The sequence below is a fragment of the Pseudomonas kairouanensis genome (assembly GCF_004682055.1).
GTDB classification, from domain to species: Bacteria; Pseudomonadota; Gammaproteobacteria; order Pseudomonadales; family Pseudomonadaceae; genus Aquipseudomonas; species Aquipseudomonas kairouanensis.
On record NZ_QUZU01000024.1, the window covers coordinates 55,804 to 72,257 of the forward strand.

Genomic DNA, 16,454 nt, shown 5'->3' on the forward strand with positions numbered 1-16,454 from the left:
CCGTTAACCAGAAGGCATTGACCCATGAACTTTGCATTACCCGCAGACCTGATCGCGTTGCAGATGCGTGTGCGCGACTTTATTGCCAACGAAATCGTTGCGCTGGAGAACGATCCACGCCAGACCGACCACGGGCCCACCGAGGAGCTGCGCAACGAGTTGGTGAACAAGGCCCGCGCCCATGGCTTGCTGACGCCCCACGCTTCGGTGGAAATGGGCGGGCTGGGCTTGTCCCATATCGCCAAGGCGGTGGTGTTCGAGGAGGCTGCCTACTCGCCCCTCGGGCCGACGGCGCTGAACATCCATGCCCCCGACGAAGGCAATATCCACCTGCTGGAAGCGGTCGCCACCGACGCCCAGAAGGACCGCTGGCTGCGGCCCATGGTGCAAGGCCACATCCGCTCCTGTTTTGCGATGACCGAGCCTGCGCCGGGCGCGGGTTCCGATCCGTCGATGCTCACGACCACGGCGGTACGCGACGGTGATGACTACCTCATCAATGGGCATAAATGGCTGATCACCGGTGCGCTGGGCGCCAGCGTGGCGATCATCATGGCGCGCACTGAAGACGACAACGCCACCATGTTCCTCACCGACACCGATCAGCCGGGGTTCATCCTCGAACGCATGATGGATTCGCTGGACACCTGCTTCACCGGTGGCCACGCCGTGCTGCGCTTTGAAAACCTGCGGGTTCCGGCCGCCAATGTGCTGGGCGAGGTGGGCAAGGGGTTCCGCTACGCCCAGGTGCGCCTGGCGCCCGCGCGGCTGACCCACTGCATGCGCTGGCTGGGCCAGGCCCGGCGCGCCCATGAGGTGGCGTCGCGTTATGCCACGCAGCGCCAGTCGTTCGGCCAGCGCCTGGGGGATCATCAAGGGGTGGGCTTTATGCTGGCGGACAATGAAATGGACCTGCTGACCACCCGCCTGACCATCTGGCACTGCGCCTGGGTGCTGGATCAGGGCGGGCGCGGCAATGTGGAGTCAAGCATGGCCAAGGTCATCAGTTCCGAAGGCATCTGGCGCGTGATTGACCGCAGCGTGCAGGTGCTGGGCGGGCAGGGTGTTACCCGCGAAGCGATTGTCGACCGGATCTTCCGCGATGCGCGGGGTTTCCGTATTTACGACGGCCCCAACGAAGTGCACCGCATGAGCCTGGCGCGCAAGATCCTCGACCGCGTGGCTGGAGGTGCGCAATGAACGACTTTGTCAGCCAGTTGTTCGACCTGCGGCGGCGGCGGGTCTTGGTCACCGGTGCGTCCAGCGGCCTGGGACGGCATTTCGCTCGCACCCTGGCGGCAGCCGGTGCCCGTGTTGCGGTGGCGGCACGGCGTATCGATCGCCTGGATGACCTGGTGGGGGAGCTCAACAGCGCCGGGCAGGAGGCCAGGGCCTATGCGCTGGACGTGACTTCGCGTGAGTCGATCATTGCCTGCCTGGACCAGGTGGAGGCGGACTTCGGTGGGCTGGATATCCTGGTCAACAACGCCGGTGTCAGTGATACCCGGCGCTTGCTGGACTATGACGACCAGGCCTGGCAGAGCATTGTGGACACCAATTTGAAGGGCGCCTGGATGATGGCGCAAGAGTCCGCGCGACGCATGATCGAAGCGGGCAGGGGCGGTAGCCTGATCAACGTCACCTCGATTCTGGCCAATCGTGTGGGTGGCGGTGTCGGGCCGTACAGTGCGGCGAAGGCCGGCCTGAGCCACCTGACCCGCTCAATGGCGCTTGAGCTGGCGCGCTATGGGATCCGCGTGAACTCGTTGGCGCCGGGCTACATCGCGACCGAAATCAATGATGGGTTCTTGACCAGCGAAGCCGGTGAGCGTTTGCGTTCACGCATTCCTACACGGCGTTTCTGCTCCAGCGAAGACTTGGACGGTGGCTTGCTGTTGCTGGCGTCAGAGGCGGGGCGTGGCATGACCGGTGCCGAGGTGGTGGTGGACGGCGGGCATTCGTGGTCCGGCTTGTAAAGCGGCGGCAGCGTCCGAGAGGGCGCTGCCGCCGGCAAGCCCGGCGTTTACACCAGGGTCAGTACCACTTTGCCGATGTGCTGGCCAGACTCCATCAACTCATGGGCCTGGGCCGCCTCGGACAAGGGGTAGGTTTCGTAGATCAGCGGGCTGACCTCGCCACGGCGAATCAATGGCCAGACCTTGGACTTGAGCTCGGCGAGAATGCCGGCCTTGTCGTCGGCAGTACGCGAACGCAAGGTGGAACCGATGTGGGTCAGGCGTTTGACCAGCATCGGGAACAGGTCCACCTGGGTGGCAAGGCCTTTGACCACGCCAATCTGCACGACGCGACCATTCATGGCGGCGGCCTGGAAGTTTCGCGACACGTAGTCGCCGGCAATGATATCGACGATCACGTCCACGCCTTGCTGGTCGGTGTTCTGCAGCACAACGTCGACAAAGTCATCGTCGTTGAAGTTGATCGCCACGTCCGCTCCCAGGTCCAGGCTGGCGGCCTGTTGCTCGGCACTGGCGACGGTGGTGAAGATCTTCGAGGCGCCCAGGGCCTTGGCCAACATGGTCGCAGTGGTACCGATACCGGATGCGCCACCGTGGATCAGCACCGATTCACCGGCCTGGAAGCGGCCCCGCTGGAACAGATTGACCCACACCGTCATGAAGGTTTCCGGCAGGGCAGCGGCTTCGATCATCGACAGCCCCTTGGGTACATGCAGGGTAGTGCGTTCATCGGACACGGCATATTGGGCGTAGCCGCCGCCAGGGACCAGCGCGATCACCAGGTCCCCTACGGTGAACCGGCTGACTTCGCTGCCGACCTGCACCACCTCGCCGGAGATTTCCAGCCCAGGAATATCCGAAGCGCCGGGTGGTGGGTCGTACAGGCCCTTGCGCTGCAGCAGGTCGGGGCCGTTGACGCCAGCGGCGTGCACCCGGATCAACACTTCGCGGTCGGAGGGCGTCGGTACGGCCCGTGTGACCGGCTGCAACACATCGGGAGCGCCGGGGCGAGTGATTTCAATTGCCGTCATTTCGGCGGGGGAACTAGTACTCATGAGAAAACCCTGTTTGACGTAGACGGAGGCGGTTATGGCCTCTGTCGCCAATCTACTGGAGTGCGCCGTGTGCAATGCGCTGCGATTTCGCGATGCCCTGTTGCAGGAATTGTTCGAGGAAAACCGTCGATGAATTGGGATGATGCCCGCGTGTTGCTGGCCTTGGGACGCGAACACACGTTGCGCAAGGCCGGGCGCATATTGCGCCTGGACCAGGCCACCGTTGGCCGCCGGATTGCCGCCATGGAGGGGGCGCTTGGCTCCACGTTGTTCCTGCGAACCTCGGGTGGCTTTCAACTGACTGAAATTGGCCAGGCGGCCCTGCAAGCTGCCGAAAAAATGGAGCAAGCGGCCCTGGAATTGAGTCGCCGTGTACGCGGAGCGGATGATGAGTTTTCTGGTGAGGTGCGCATCTCCACCACCGACTCATTGGCGTTCGACTATGTGATCCCGGCGCTCAAGCAACTGCGCGTGACCCACCCGGACATTCATGTGTTGCTCGATAGCAGCTCGGAAATGGTCAACCTTTCACAGCGTGAAGCCGACATCGCCATCCGCAACCAGCGCCCGGAAAACCCCGACCTGATCTTGCGCAAATTGGCGCAATGGCCGATGGGGCTGTTCGCCTCGCCAGGCTACCTGGCGCGCAAGGGCACACCGTTGGAGTGCGAAGGCCTCAAGGGGCATGACGTGGTCATGTATGAGCCCTACTGGCGCGGGCGTGAAGTACCGACCCTGGTGGATGAAACCATGGACGGCGGCACGGTGGTGTTGGCCGTGACATCGAGCATGACGGTGCGGCGCGCGGTTGCCGAGGGCCTGGGCATCGGCGAGCTGCCCATCGATGCGGGGCAGCGGGACGCACTCACACGGGTTTGGCCGACACGGGAGCGTCACCATCCTTATGAGGTGTGGATGGTGACGCACAAGGATTTACGCCACACCGCGCGACTGCGCGTGGTGATCAACCATCTTGCCGCTTCCTTTGCGGCGACCCGATTGGACCGATCCTGATGCTCGTCTACAAAAAGGCTGGAGTTGACGTATTTCACTCGATGCAGACCTTTGTCCGAGTGACGGAACTGGGCAGTTTCACCAGCGCTGCCGAGTCCCTGGGGTACTCGGTGACGCATGTTTCACGCAGCGTTTCCGAGCTTGAGGCGCACCTCAAAGCCAAGCTGCTGAACCGCACCACCCGCAGACTGGCCCTCACCGAGGTAGGGGCCCGCTACCTGCAACATTGCAAATCGATCCTGGAAAGCCTTGCCCTGGCCGAGCTTGAAGCGTCCGGCGCGCAAACCCAGGTGTTCGGCAAGTTACGCATGCATGCGCCCAACGGTGTCGGGCAGTTCCATATCATTGCGTTGGTGGCCCAGTACCTCAAGCTGCACCCAGACGTGGATTTCGAACTGACCTTGTCACAGGTCTCTCCTGACCTTCTGGGCGAGGGGTATGACCTGATGATCACGGCGGACAGCAAGATCGAAAGCTCAGGGTTCTTTGCCCAGACCCTGGGCACCACCTACAGCGTGTTCTGCATGGGCCTGGAGTACTTGAAGACCGCCGGTGCGCCGGCCACATTGGCCGAGCTGGCCGGGCATGACTACCTGGCGCTGCATGACCCGTCCTTTCCCAAAGGCCCGGAGATAGAAGGGGTGGACCTGGACGGCATGATGCCCATGCGCCAACGGCTGACGGTCAACGTCGCAGACTCCGTGGCGCAAGCGGCCAGGCAAAACATGGGGATCTGCCTGGTGCCCGGCTACGTGGCGGCAGACGCGATCCGAAGGCGGGAGTTGGTCAGGGTACTGACCAACATCACCGCCAACCGGCGCGACATCTCGGTGATCTACCCCTCGCGTCAGTTCCAGGACGCCAAGATCCGCACCTGGATCGAGTTCCTCAAGGCCAACCTGCCGAAACGGTTGGAGGAGGACGATCGTTTTCTGACGGGCAGGCAATAGTCACCGCGAGCGCATACCTGGATGCAGAAGGCCTCAGCGGCGTACCTTCACCCAAGCCATCAGCACTGCCGAAGACAGAACACCCACCGTCATGAAGATGTAGGCCGCGCCAGGGTTTCCGGTAAGACCTATGAGGTGGCCTACGATCCACGAGCCCGCGAACGCGCCTAATGCTCCACACGCGTTGATCAAGCCAATCGCACCGCCAAACACATTGGACGGCAGGATTTCCGGGATCAGCGCAAAGAAGGGGCCATAAGGTGCGTACAGCGCAGCCGCAGCGAGGGTGAGCAAAGCGAACGAAAGCCAGAAATGACTCGCCCCCAACAGGTAAGAGCAGAAGAAAGCCAGCGCGCCCAGTGCCAACAGCGGCCACACGAAATGCTTGCGTTGTTGAGACTTGTCCGACGCCCAGGACACGGCCAGCATGGCGGTGACAGCCGCGACGTAAGGCACGGCGCTGAGCCAGCCGACAGTGACGATATCCGCTGCAGCCGCCTGTTTTATGATGCTTGGCAGCCACATGATGAAACCGTACACACCGATACTCCACAGCGCATGCACGCAGCACAGCTGGATCACGACGGGGCTGGTGAACGCCTGGCGATAATTGCGCACCACCGCCATGCCTTTTTGCTCATCGGCCAATGTGGCCGCCAGCTGGTTTTTTTCCTGCTGGGTCAGCCAATCGACCTGATCGGGTTTGTCCCGAGCCAGGCGCCACCAGATAAACGCCCACAGGATCGCCGGGGCGCCTTCGATCACGAACATTTCCCGCCAGCCCCATGCCTGGATCAAGTACCCCGAGAGCACGGACATCCACAGCACGGTCACGGGGTTGCCCAGCACCAGAAAGGTATTGGCGCGCGAACGTTCCTTGCGTGTAAACCAGTTACTGATGAAGATCAGCATCGCCGGCATCACGGCGGCCTCGACAACGCCCAGCGTCAGCCGGATGACCATCAGCATCGGAATATTGGTCACCAGTCCCGTGGCCATCGCGCAGCCACCCCAGAGGATTAAGCTCCAGAACACCAGCTTTCGTACGCTGTATTTCTGCGCGTAGATGGCACCCGGCACCTGGAAGAAGAAGTAACCCAGAAAGAACAGCGCCCCGATCAGCGAGGACATGCTTTTGGTGATGCCCAGATCCTGCTCGATGCCGGCGGCGCTGGCGAATCCGTAGTTTGCCCGGTCCAGATAGGCCAGGCTGTAGGTGATGAAAATCAGCGGGATCAAATACAGCCAGCGCTTGGACGCAAAGCCTTTGGCGCGGGCGCCTCGTTGGCTGTTGGTGTTGCCACCGGGGGTGTCAGATTCAACCCGCGGCAGTAATTGCTCTGTGCGATTGCTCATGGGGGTTTCCCTATTGTTGTTCTAGTGGTGCTGGTGCTTTGTTCAAACCACGCTGGTCAACCCGCCATCGACAAACAGCGTTTGCCCATTGATGAAGTCCGAGGCGGCCGAGGCGAGAAATACCGCCGTTCCGCAGAGTTCTTCGACGCGCCCCCAACGTCCCGCCGGCGTGCGCTTGCACAGCCACTCGGAGAATTGCTGATTGTCCACCAGGGGGCGATTCATCTCGGTCTCGAAGTAACCAGGCGCCAAGCCATTAGCCTGGATGCCATACCGCGCCCAGTCGGCACACATGCCTTTGGTGAGCATCTTTACGGCGCCTTTCGAGGCCGCATAAGGGGCGATGGTCGGGCGGCCCAGTTGGCTCTGGACCGAGCAGATATTGATGATCTTGCCGCGCCGGCGCGCAATCATGTGCCGGGCGACGGCTTGGGATACGTGAAAAACGCCGTCGAGGTTGACCCGCATTAAATCGTGCCAGTCGTTGGCGTCGTAGTCTTCGAGCGGCGCGCGGCGCTGGATGCCGGCGTTGTTGACCAGGATATCGATGGGGCCGATGTCCGCCTCGAAATCATTGATGGCTTGCTGCAGTTGAGCGCGGTCCGTGACGTCGAATACAGCGAATTCTGCGTGGATACCTTCTTCACGCAACTGGTCGGTGACGCGCTGCGCTTTCTGGCGATTGCGGTCGTTGATCACCACGCTCGCTCCCGCGGCCCCCAGGCCTCTGGCGAGCTCCAGGCCGATGCCTTTGCCAGAACCGGTGATCAGGGCTCTGCGCCCCCCAAGGTGGAAGCTGTTGATATCAAATGGCATAGGATTCTCCGCAAGCAGCCGTTTATTTTTTTAGGCCTTGGCGTCAGTTCACCCTACTGCCCGATCGTCGTCCAATCGTCATTGCTGATCTGGTGATCACGGATTTTGATAAGATCGGCCCAGTGAATCAGGAGCCCTCCCATGGAATTCAAACATCTGCGCTCATTCGTGACGCTGGCAGAAGACCTTCATTTCGGTCGTGCAGCACGGCGGCTGTCGATCGTGCAGCCGGCGCTGAGCATGCAGATCAAAATGCTGGAGCATGAGCTTGGCGTGCGCTTGTTCGATCGCAATCGGCATTCGGTGACCTTGACTGAGGTGGGGGCGATGTTCTTGCCCGAGGCTCGGGCTACCTTGAAGCAATCAGCGTATGCGGTGGATGTGGCCAAGGCCTCAAGCCGAGGGGAGATCGGGCGGGTGCGTCTGGGGTTCGTGTCCTCGGTGCTGCCCGAGTTGCTGCCCAAGCTTGTTCGCGCACTGCACGAGCGCTTTCCCCGCATTCAGCTGGAGCTCAAGGACATGCCAGGGCCGGAGCAGGCCGCCGCCCTCAAGGATGGCCGACTGGATTTTGGGTTGATGCGCCTGCCCACGGTCATTGCGGGTATTCACACTCGGGAGGTCCTGCAAGAGACCCTCACCGTTGCGCTACCTCGAAACCACCCGCTGGCCATGCGCGACAGCCTGACCCCCGAAGTCCTCGCCCAGGAGCCAGTGTTTATCCTGGCAAGGCAATACGCCCCAGGCTTTTTCGATGGTTTGATGCAAGCGCTGGACAGCCATGGAGGCCGGCCGCTGATCGCCTCTGAACTGGGGGAGTTCACCACCATGCTTGCGCTGGTGTCCGCTGGCCTCGGCATTGGGCTGCTGCCTACCAATGCCGCACGGGCACTGCCCGCCGATGTGGTGTCAAAGCCGCTGGCATTGGGCGGCTACAGGGCGACTACCGGCCTTGCATGGGTTGATCTCAACAGCCCGGTCAAGACCACGGTATTCGACTTGATGAACGAGTTATTGGGTGTCGACTGAGGTGACGTTTCGAGTGAGTTGAGCGCTATCATGAGCTAGCGTTCATGCATGCACTGTTCCGACAACTCCCTGGATACTGCCCTTATGAGAGACCTGCCGCCCACCGCGACCTTGCGTGCATTTGAAGTGGCCACCCGGCACCTGACCTTTACGGCGGCCGCACAGGAGCTACATGTAACCCAGAGCGCGGTCAGCCACCAGCTCAAACACCTTGAGGCGCTTTGGGGGCTGCAGTTGTTTGAGCGCGGCAAGGCGTTGCGCCTCACGCCGGCGGGGGCTGCGCTGGCGCCCATCGTGCGGGAGTTCTTCATGAGCCTGGAGGCGACGCTGGGTGATTTGCGCGAACAAAAAGGCAGGGTTCGACTCAGCGTCAGTACCACCTATTCGTTCGCGCTCAAGTGGCTGTTGCCACGCTTGCCGCGACTCTCTCGCCAGCACCCCGAGTTGCTGGTCTCGCTGGACACCACCGATACAATCATCCACTTCTCCCACGGCCAGGCGGATGTTGCGATCAGGCTCGGCAAGGGTAATTACCCCGGCCTGCATTCGGAGTTCCTGTTTGGCGAGCAGGTATTTCCTGTGGCCAGCCCCGACCTGCTGCGCCGCGTCGGGACGCCGCAGAGCCCTGCAGAGTTATTGAATCTGCCGCTGCTGACCCGTGATGGTGCCGAGTTGGTGCCTAAGTGGGAGGTGTGGTTTCAAGCCGTCGGGCTGGCCTACTTACCGCTCAAGGAAAGCGTCAGGTTTGGCGATACCAACATGACGGTCGAGGCGGCCTTGCTCGGTCAAGGGGTGGCCTTGGTGCGCAGCGGGCATGTCGAGAACGAAATCGCCGATGGCCGTTTGGTGCGGCTGTTCGATGTAGCGTTCCCATCGCCGCTGGCGTACTACTTCGTGTGCCCCAAGGGCATCTAATCGCAGCCGCACATTGCCAGCTTTCGCCAATGGCTGGTCAGCGAGGCGCTGAAAGTCCAACGTGTCGCGCCGTAAGCATGAGTATCTGCTCATGCTGCAATGAGGAGACTTCGCTTTAGTCCCGGCACCGGATTGCCTACAGTGGCGTATGCCTATTCATCTCATCTGCCTTGTTCTTTTCGCCGCGCTCCTGCATGCAAGCTGGAATGCGCTGCTGCGCAGCGGTGCCGATCGGCTGTGGTCCATGACGGTGATGTGCATGGCCATTGCGCTGGTGTGTATCGTCGCCGCAGCTTTCATGGCGCCACCGGCCATTGAAAGCTGGGGCTATGCGCTGCTGTCGGGGGTGCTGCATGTGGGCTACAACCTGTTTCTGGTGCGCAGTTACCGGGTTGGCGACCTGGGGCAGATCTACCCGATTTCACGCGGCTCGTCGCCGGTGCTGATCACCTTGGGCGCCGCCATGTTTGCCGGAGAAAGCATCACGCCAGGCGAGCTGCTCGGTGTCGGGCTGGTGTCCGGTGGGATTATTTCGCTGGCCTTCAAAGGGCGCAGCCTGTCGGTGCCCAGCTTGCCCTATGCGCTGGGAACGGGCGGCTTCATTGCGGCCTACAGCGTCGTGGACGGCATAGGCGCCAGGCTGTCCGGCGCGCCGCTGGCCTACACCGTGTGGATGTGCGTCTTGTGGGGTGTGCTGATGCCGCTGGTCTACATCGGCCTGCGTGGCCCCCGCAGCTTGTTCTGCGTGCGCCCAGGCACAGTCACCGCGGTGGTCGGCGGCCTGGTCTCTTTGCTCGCCTATGGCATGGTCATCTACGCCATGAACGAAGCACCCCTGGGCGCGGTATCGGCATTGCGCGAAACCAGCGTGCTGTTTGCGTTGCTGATCGGCTATGTGTTCCTCGGCGAGACGCTCACCGCGCGCCGGATCCTGGCGTGCATCGTGATCGCCAGCGGCGCTTTCATCATCGGCTGATACAGCCAACTGCTCAGGAGGTAGATTCAATGAACAACGTCGCAACGGCACCGCTGATTCTGATCACCGGTGGAAGCCGTGGAGTGGGAGCGGCCACCGCCCGGCTGGCCGCCGCACGCGGTTATGACGTCGCCATCAGCTACGTTGCCAACGAGTCCGCAGCGTTGGCGGTGGTCGCGGATGTGCAAGCATTGGGGCGCAGGGCCTTGGCCGTGCGGGCCGACAGTGCGGACCCTCAACAGGTGGCCGATTTGTTCGCGGCCATCGACCGTACGTTCGGACGCATTGATGTGCTGGTCAATAACGCCGGGATGCTGGGGCTTCAGTCGCGCCTGGAAGACCTCGGCTTCGAGCGGATGCAGCGTATTTTCGCGGTCAATGCCATTGGGCCAATGCTTTGTGCTCAGCAAGCGGTGAGGCGCATGTCTCACCGCCATAACGGGCCCGGCGGCGTGGTGATCAATGTCTCTTCCGCGTCGGCGCGCCTGGGCAGCCCCAATGAGTATGTCGACTATGCGGCGTCAAAGGGCGCCTTGGAGACCTTCACCATCGGGTTTGCCAAAGAGGTGGCCCGGGAGGGGATACGCGTCAACTGCATCCGCCCCGGACATATCTATACCGACATGCATGCCAGTGGCGGTGAGCCGGGTCGGGTCGATCGGGTCAAGGACTCGATCCCCATGGGGCGGGGCGGTCAGCCGGAGGAGGTGGCTCAGGCGATTCTATGGTTGGCCAGTGCGCAGGCATCGTTCGTCACCGGTACCTTCCTTGACGTCACAGGGGGTAAATGAGCCAGCGGCACGGCCCATCCACTGCCTGCGAGTGGCTTCAACTGGCAACCGGCTGCCGCACCTTGCGACTCAGTCCGGGTGTGTTGCCGGTAATCCGCTTGAAGGCGCGACTGAAAGCGGCCTGGGAGGTGTAGCCCAGACGCTGCGCGACCTCTTCGATCGGCAGCCGTTCCAGGGTCAACCACTGGCTTGCGAGCCGCATGCGCAGTTCGGTGACATAGCGCAGCGGGGTCATGCCAATCGTTACCTGGAAGCGGTCGGCGAACACCGAGCGTGAGGTATTGCAGTGCTCTGCCAACTGCGCAACGGTCCAATCGCGGCCCGGTTGCTGGTGCAGCGCAAGCAGTGCACCGGCCAGGCGTGGATCGCGCAAGGCGGCGACCAAACCCGAGGCATTCCCGCAGGCGCACTCCACCCAGCCGCGAACGACCATGGCCGCCACCACGTCGGCCAAACGCGCGAGGATACCGGCGAAGCCGATACGGGCGGCGCTGACCTCGCGTTCCATGGTGCTCAGGATGGGCACCAGTCCGGGGTAACGCTGGCCGCCGGCATCGATCAACATCAGGCCCGGCATCAGCCGGCCCAGGCCATGGATACTGCCCAGTTCAAACTCCATACACCCGCTGAACACAATAGTGCTCGGCGTGGGGCTGCCCTGGGTTTGGGTATCGACCGCGCTGACGGCGTCCCCCAGGGGCGCACCCTCAAGGTGGTTGATGTCCTGAATGGGCGCGCCCGGATGGGAAATCAGTTGATGGGCCGCGCCGTGGGAAATGAACACGGCATTGCCGGCCGACAGTGAGTAGGTGGTGCCGTCCTCCATTTGCAGCACCGCATTGCCGACGGCTATGAAGTGGAACCAGGCATGCCCCGGTTTATCAGCGAAGCCCAAACCGAAGACGGGGCCGGCTTGAATGCGCCGGTATTCGACGCCACGCAGGCGCATGCCACGCAACAGCTCGTTGATGAGATCGGAGGAGAGTGCAAATTGATCGGTAGGCATCGTTTAGGTGTTTTGATCAAAAAGTAGAGATTTAGGATCATAGATCATCCAGCTATCGGCGCCTAGACTGCGGCTAGCAATGAAGATTGGGAGATCCGTGCAATGACTGACTGTGTGTGCAATACCGTATCCGACCGCCATTCTGGCGCTGATGCGGACCTGGAACCTGCGACCCCCGCGTGGATGGCTGTCTTTTCGTTGGCAATGGGGGTGTTTGGATTACTGACCGCTGAGTACCTTCCGGCCAGTTTGTTGACGCTGATGGCGACTGACCTGGGGGTGTCCGAAGCGCTGGCTGGCCAAGCGGTCACGGTGACAGCGGTGGTGGCACTGTTCGCGGGCTTATTGGTCCCAGGCCTGACCCGTGGCATCGACCGACGGTGGGTATTGCTGGGGTTTTCCACGTTGATGGTGGCCTCCAATCTTTTGGTCGCCGTTTCTTCCAGCTTCGCGGTGCTGTTGGTGATGCGCATCTTGCTGGGCATTGCCCTTGGCGGGTTCTGGAGCATGGCGGCGGCGGTGGCGATGCGCCTGGTACCGAACGCACTGTTGCCTCGGGCGCTTTCGATCATCTTCAGCGGCATTGCCATCGGCACCGTGGTTGCGGTGCCGCTGGGCAGCTACCTGGGTGGGCTGTACGGATGGCGCAGCGCATTCTTTGCCGCGGCGGCGGTAGGCCTGGTGACCCTGGCTTTCCAGTCGCTCACGCTGCCGCGCCTTGCGCCGCGCCGGCCAGCACGTCTGCGCACCATACTCGACGTGTTGCGACGCCCAGGCATCGCCATGGGGATGTTCGGTTGTGTGCTGGTGCACAGCGGGCACTTTGCGATGTTCACCTATGTTCGGCCCTTCCTTGAAGGGACGACCGGCATCGGCACTCAAGGGTTGTCCATGATGCTGCTGGGTTTTGGTGTGGCGAATTTCGTCGGCACGCTGTTGGCCGGCAGGCTGCTGGAGCGCCACCCGCTGGCCACGCTTGTGTTGATGCCTGCGCTGGTGGGTGTTGCAGCACTGGCGTTGGTGTTGTTGCCCGCCTCGGTGCCAGGGCAGGCGGCGCTGCTGGCGATCTGGGGCCTGGCGTTTGGTGGTGTACCGGTGGCGTGGTCGAACTGGGTCGCCAGCACGGTGCCTGATCAGGCCGAAAGCGCCGGCGGCATGGTGGTGGCATCGGTGCAGTCCGCCATCGCCACAGGCGCAGCGGCTGGTGGTGCAGTGTTCAGCCTCGGTGGCAGCGCCGGCGTATTCATAGCGGCGGCCGTGCTGATGCTGTTGGCGGCGTTGCTGATTGCGCTGCGTGTGCGAGTTCCTTCTGCTGCTGGCAGCACTCAACCCAAGCCCGCGTTGCACCTTTGATTGGGCTGCCCCGGCCTTTTCGATTCCGTCCGTACCCTGGAGACACACCATGAACAATACGACGTCCCACCAAGGACGCCTCAAATCGTTGCGCGCGGCAGGTATCGGCAATGCGCTCGAATGGTTTGACTGGACGCTGTACGCAACCTTTTCGGTGTACCTGGCCAGCAACATGTTCGACAAGACCGATACCCGCTCGGCGATGCTCGCGACCCTTGCTGTGTTTGCGGTTGGCTTTGTCGCTCGCCCTGTCGGTGGGTGGTTATTTGGTCGGCTGAGCGACCGATTGGGGCGCCGCACCATCATGGTCATCACCATGCTGCTGCTGGCGCTCAGCAGCCTGGGCATCGCGCTTATCCCTGACTACCAGAGCATTGGTTTGTATGCCTCGGCCACGCTGCTGCTTTTCCGGCTGATGCAGGGGCTCGCCCACGGTGGCGAGACAGGTGTTTCCTACACCTATGTCGCCGAGATAGCCCCAAGCAAACACCGTGGCTTGTGGTCAAGTTCGGTCTATGTGGGGGTGACGCTCGGGGTGATGGCGGCGACGGCCGTGGCGGCGACGCTCACCTGGCTGCTGGGCGCGCAGGCCATGGGTGACTATGGCTGGAGGATCGGCTTCGGCATTGGTGGCGTGCTGGGTATCTATGCGCTGTTTTTACGCCGCAGTGCAGAGGAGTCCCATGTGTTCGTAGAGCAGCAGGCAATGGTGCATCCGCCGCGCAGGTTGTCCATGGGCGAGAGGCTGCGCGTTGCACGTAATATCGTCATGCTTGCAGCGGCTGCCAATGTCACTTACTACGCCTGGGTCACGTTCGGCGCGTCCACGGCGATTGCCCAAGGCATGGACCCCACGGGCGCCTATGTAGCCAGTCTGCTGGCGCAGATCCTGTGTGTGTGCTGGTTGCCGGTCTGCGGGATGTTGTCCGATCGCGTCGGCCGACGACCCATGGTCATCGCCTGGGGCCTGGGCGTGATCCTGCTGACCTATCCCCTCTCGATAATGGTGACCACCGAGCCCTACACGCTGTTTCTGGCGCAGGTGCTGGGGCTGGGCGCCTGGTCGTTGATCGCGGCGATCTTCCCGGCCGTGCTGTCCGAGCAGGTGCCGACCCAGGCACGGGCGCAGGGCGTCGGCCTGGTCTCGTCGGTGTCGGTGGCGATCTTTGGCGGCACCGCGCCCTACCTTCACAGCTACCTCAGCGGCGCCGACCTTGGCTATCTGTATGTCAGCTATGTCATTGGTTTGGGCGTGGTCACCGTCCTGGCAGGTTTTCTGATCGAAGAAACGGCGGGCATCGACCTTACGAGCATCGAGGCACCGGGTGCTCGGATCAGCGCAGGTTCAGCCAATCAAAGGAGTACGGCGCAATGAATTCAACAGACCTCAAGCACACGGCCGCACGCGGTGAGCGACCGGGCGCCAGCGTGATCGTCAGCCAAACGTCGGGGCCACGTCAGGCCGCACGCGAGACCTGGGTGGAAGTCCCGTCCGAGTCGGGCCCGGCGGCCGCCTGGTGCTACTCGGATCAACGCACCTACAACCCCGGTGACACGGTGTGCCTGTATCTGTCGTCGAACCGCCCGCAAGTAAGCCTGCGGATCTATCGTGACGGCGCTGTCGCGCGCACGCTACTGCGTACCGGCAGCCTTGACGCGCAATTGCACCCGTTGCCCGAACGTGCCTACGAACATGGCTGCCAATGGCCCGTTTTCATGCAGTGGTCAATCCCGGCTGATGCCGAGCAGGGCGGTTACATCGTCGAAATACGCGAGGGCCCCGACAGCGTCCTGGGGCATCACCTGTTCGTCGTCAAGGCGCTGTGCAAGCGTGCCGATGCCTTGGCACTCGTGGCGGCCACCTCGACATGGGCCGCCTATAACGACTGGGGGGGTGCCAATCATTACTTTGGCACTCACCCCGGCACGCCGCGTGGTCGCTCACCTTTGCTGTCGGCACAGCGCCCGTGGGCCCGAGGGCAGGTGTGGTTGCCGGAGGATGCGCCACGTTCGCTCAACGCCAACCGGCCGCGCAAACCAGGGCCGGCGCGCTATGAGTTCATCGAATGGGCCAGTCTCAACGGCTACGCCAAATACTACGCGCTGGCGGGGTGGGCTTCCTACGAGCGACCTTTTGTGGTGTGGGCCGAACAACAAGGCTATACCGTGCATATCCTGACGCAGGACGATTTGCACCACGACCCGCACGCGCTTGAAGGCTACGCCTGCGCTGTCTTCGCCGGGCACGATGAGTACTGGACGCGGGAAATGCGCGACCATGTTGACGCCTTTGTCGAGGGTGGCGGCAAGGTCGCGCGCTTTGCCGGCAATTTCATGTGGCAGATCCGCTTGGAGGATGAGGGGCGTCGGCAGGTGGCCTACAAGTACGATGCCGGCGCCCTGGATCCGGTGGCGGCGACCGAGCCTCATCGGCTAACGGGGGCCTGGGAAGATCCCAGGGTGAATCACCCAGGGGCGAAGACCTTTGGGGTGAACGCACTGCGGGGGATATACGCCAGCTTTGGCGCAATGGCGCCGCGCAGCCCTCGCGGCTATACGGTCTTCAGGCCCCAGCACTGGGCGTTCAGGGGGACGGGCCTGGGCTATGCGGACATGTTCGGAGACGAAGCCAACCTCTTTGGCTATGAGGTAGATGGCCTGGAGTACACGTTCGTCGACGGCCTCCCGGAACCGCTCGGCACAGACGGCGCACCCCACGGATTGCAAATTCTGGCAATGGGGTGGGCGACCAACGCCGAGCAGGGTCGGCCCGAGGATACGTATTCATTCATGCTTGGCGATGGCGACGCCCGGTTCCGTGCTTCCATCCTGGCACCCGGGCTTGGCGATGCCAGCATCGACGTGCACAGCCGCGGTGCCGGCATGGTGGTGCACTTTCACAAAGGTCAAGGTGAGGTGTTTACCGCCGCCACTTGCGAATGGGTGCATGGGCTCCTGCAGGGAGATATCTACACGGTGATGATCACGAAGAATGTGCTCGATCGTTTCCTGCGCGGTACCCCGTAAAGTCCTGTTGGCAGTCAGCAGCCAAGGCGCTTCGACGGATGCCACAGGGTCAGAACGTACTCTGAAAGCCGTCACCTTGAGCGGTCACGTGCTCACTGGAATCTTGCCCCCTGCTAACCGGTACATCTGTCAGCAGGGCGGCCATGCGCGTGGCCAATTTGAACGAAAAGCGCCGAAGCTCAGGGACGGCGGT

The 16,454-nt window shown here is 62.4% G+C and carries 14 protein-coding genes and 1 pseudogene; 11 read left to right on the forward strand and 4 right to left on the reverse strand.

Annotation, left to right across the window (positions count from 1 at the left end):
- Window positions 1-24 precede the first annotated feature (24 nt).
- Window positions 25-1,200, forward strand: coding sequence for an acyl-CoA dehydrogenase family protein (locus DYL59_RS18790; protein WP_135290517.1), 1,176 nt, complete (start codon window positions 25-27; stop codon window positions 1,198-1,200).
- A complete protein-coding gene (locus DYL59_RS18795) occupies window positions 1,197-1,976 on the forward strand; it encodes an SDR family NAD(P)-dependent oxidoreductase (RefSeq protein ID WP_135290518.1) in 780 nt (259 codons plus the stop codon). Before DYL59_RS18790 ends, DYL59_RS18795 begins: the two co-directional genes overlap by 4 nt.
- Window positions 1,977-2,023: 47 nt before the next feature.
- On the opposite strand, the gene DYL59_RS18800 is transcribed toward DYL59_RS18795, so the two are convergent.
- Window positions 2,024-3,007: an NAD(P)H-quinone oxidoreductase gene (locus DYL59_RS18800; RefSeq protein ID WP_202877204.1), complete on the reverse strand. Its 984-nt coding sequence runs from the start codon at window positions 3,005-3,007 to the stop codon at window positions 2,024-2,026.
- Window positions 3,008-3,160: 153 nt separating this feature from the next.
- Between DYL59_RS18800 and DYL59_RS18805 the strand changes: the two genes are divergently transcribed.
- Window positions 3,161-4,045, forward strand: coding sequence for a LysR family transcriptional regulator (locus DYL59_RS18805; protein ID WP_135290520.1), 885 nt, complete (start codon window positions 3,161-3,163; stop codon window positions 4,043-4,045).
- Entirely contained in the window at window positions 4,045-4,995 is a 951-nt protein-coding gene (locus tag DYL59_RS18810; protein ID WP_238340717.1) for a LysR family transcriptional regulator, read from the forward strand. Before DYL59_RS18805 ends, DYL59_RS18810 begins: the two co-directional genes overlap by 1 nt.
- Before the next feature lie 33 nt (window positions 4,996-5,028).
- Here the strand turns inward: DYL59_RS18810 and DYL59_RS18815 are convergent, their stop codons facing one another.
- Together DYL59_RS18815 and DYL59_RS18820 are read right to left on the reverse strand one after the other, a co-directional pair.
- On the reverse strand, window positions 5,029-6,351 hold the full coding sequence (locus tag DYL59_RS18815; RefSeq protein ID WP_135290521.1) for an MFS transporter: 1,323 nt from the start codon (window positions 6,349-6,351) through the stop codon (window positions 5,029-5,031).
- A gap of 42 nt (window positions 6,352-6,393) precedes the next feature.
- Entirely contained in the window at window positions 6,394-7,167 is a 774-nt protein-coding gene (locus DYL59_RS18820) for an SDR family NAD(P)-dependent oxidoreductase (protein ID WP_135290522.1), read from the reverse strand.
- Between the two features lie 141 nt (window positions 7,168-7,308).
- Here DYL59_RS18820 and DYL59_RS18825 point away from each other — a divergent pair, with 141 nt between their 5' ends.
- The 4 genes and pseudogenes from DYL59_RS18825 (at window position 7,309) to DYL59_RS18840 (ending at window position 10,875) form a co-directional block, all read left to right on the forward strand.
- Window positions 7,309-8,193 (forward strand): LysR family transcriptional regulator, encoded by an 885-nt coding sequence (locus DYL59_RS18825; protein WP_135290523.1) that lies wholly within the window; start codon window positions 7,309-7,311, stop codon window positions 8,191-8,193.
- Between the two features lie 84 nt (window positions 8,194-8,277).
- Window positions 8,278-9,183 (forward strand): annotated as a pseudogene (gene gcvA, locus DYL59_RS18830) (transcriptional regulator GcvA).
- 73 nt (window positions 9,184-9,256) lie between these two features.
- A complete protein-coding gene (locus DYL59_RS18835) occupies window positions 9,257-10,084 on the forward strand; it encodes a DMT family transporter (RefSeq protein ID WP_135290524.1) in 828 nt (275 codons plus the stop codon).
- A gap of 29 nt (window positions 10,085-10,113) precedes the next feature.
- A complete protein-coding gene (locus DYL59_RS18840; RefSeq protein WP_135290525.1) occupies window positions 10,114-10,875 on the forward strand; it encodes an SDR family oxidoreductase in 762 nt (253 codons plus the stop codon).
- 37 nt (window positions 10,876-10,912) lie between these two features.
- Here DYL59_RS18840 and DYL59_RS18845 read toward each other — a convergent pair whose 3' ends face one another.
- Window positions 10,913-11,881 (reverse strand): AraC family transcriptional regulator, encoded by a 969-nt coding sequence (locus DYL59_RS18845; protein ID WP_135290526.1) that lies wholly within the window; start codon window positions 11,879-11,881, stop codon window positions 10,913-10,915.
- 102 nt (window positions 11,882-11,983) lie between these two features.
- Between DYL59_RS18845 and DYL59_RS18850 the strand changes: the two genes are divergently transcribed.
- The 3 genes from DYL59_RS18850 to DYL59_RS18860 are packed head-to-tail and all read left to right on the forward strand — an operon-like array spanning window position 11,984 to window position 16,261.
- Window positions 11,984-13,234, forward strand: a complete 1,251-nt coding sequence (locus DYL59_RS18850; RefSeq protein ID WP_135290527.1) for an MFS transporter — start codon at window positions 11,984-11,986, stop codon at window positions 13,232-13,234.
- Between the two features lie 49 nt (window positions 13,235-13,283).
- A complete protein-coding gene (locus tag DYL59_RS18855) occupies window positions 13,284-14,609 on the forward strand; it encodes an MFS transporter (protein ID WP_135290528.1) in 1,326 nt (441 codons plus the stop codon).
- Entirely contained in the window at window positions 14,606-16,261 is a 1,656-nt protein-coding gene (locus DYL59_RS18860) for a N,N-dimethylformamidase beta subunit family domain-containing protein (protein ID WP_135290529.1), read from the forward strand. Before DYL59_RS18855 ends, DYL59_RS18860 begins: the two co-directional genes overlap by 4 nt.
- The last annotated feature ends 193 nt before the right edge of the window (window positions 16,262-16,454 follow it).

Coding starts and splice junctions, on each gene's coding strand:
- DYL59_RS18790 (WP_135290517.1), top strand. CDS start 25: ATGAACTTTGCATTACCCGCAGACCTGATCGCGTTGCAGATGCGTGTG.
- DYL59_RS18795 (WP_135290518.1), top strand. CDS start 1,197: ATGAACGACTTTGTCAGCCAGTTGTTCGACCTGCGGCGGCGGCGGGTC.
- DYL59_RS18800 (WP_202877204.1), bottom strand. CDS start 3,007: ATGACGGCAATTGAAATCACTCGCCCCGGCGCTCCCGATGTGTTGCAG.
- DYL59_RS18805 (WP_135290520.1), top strand. CDS start 3,161: ATGAATTGGGATGATGCCCGCGTGTTGCTGGCCTTGGGACGCGAACAC.
- DYL59_RS18810 (WP_238340717.1), top strand. CDS start 4,045: ATGCTCGTCTACAAAAAGGCTGGAGTTGACGTATTTCACTCGATGCAG.
- DYL59_RS18815 (WP_135290521.1), bottom strand. CDS start 6,351: ATGAGCAATCGCACAGAGCAATTACTGCCGCGGGTTGAATCTGACACC.
- DYL59_RS18820 (WP_135290522.1), bottom strand. CDS start 7,167: ATGCCATTTGATATCAACAGCTTCCACCTTGGGGGGCGCAGAGCCCTG.
- DYL59_RS18825 (WP_135290523.1), top strand. CDS start 7,309: ATGGAATTCAAACATCTGCGCTCATTCGTGACGCTGGCAGAAGACCTT.
- DYL59_RS18835 (WP_135290524.1), top strand. CDS start 9,257: ATGCCTATTCATCTCATCTGCCTTGTTCTTTTCGCCGCGCTCCTGCAT.
- DYL59_RS18840 (WP_135290525.1), top strand. CDS start 10,114: ATGAACAACGTCGCAACGGCACCGCTGATTCTGATCACCGGTGGAAGC.
- DYL59_RS18845 (WP_135290526.1), bottom strand. CDS start 11,881: ATGCCTACCGATCAATTTGCACTCTCCTCCGATCTCATCAACGAGCTG.
- DYL59_RS18850 (WP_135290527.1), top strand. CDS start 11,984: ATGACTGACTGTGTGTGCAATACCGTATCCGACCGCCATTCTGGCGCT.
- DYL59_RS18855 (WP_135290528.1), top strand. CDS start 13,284: ATGAACAATACGACGTCCCACCAAGGACGCCTCAAATCGTTGCGCGCG.
- DYL59_RS18860 (WP_135290529.1), top strand. CDS start 14,606: ATGAATTCAACAGACCTCAAGCACACGGCCGCACGCGGTGAGCGACCG.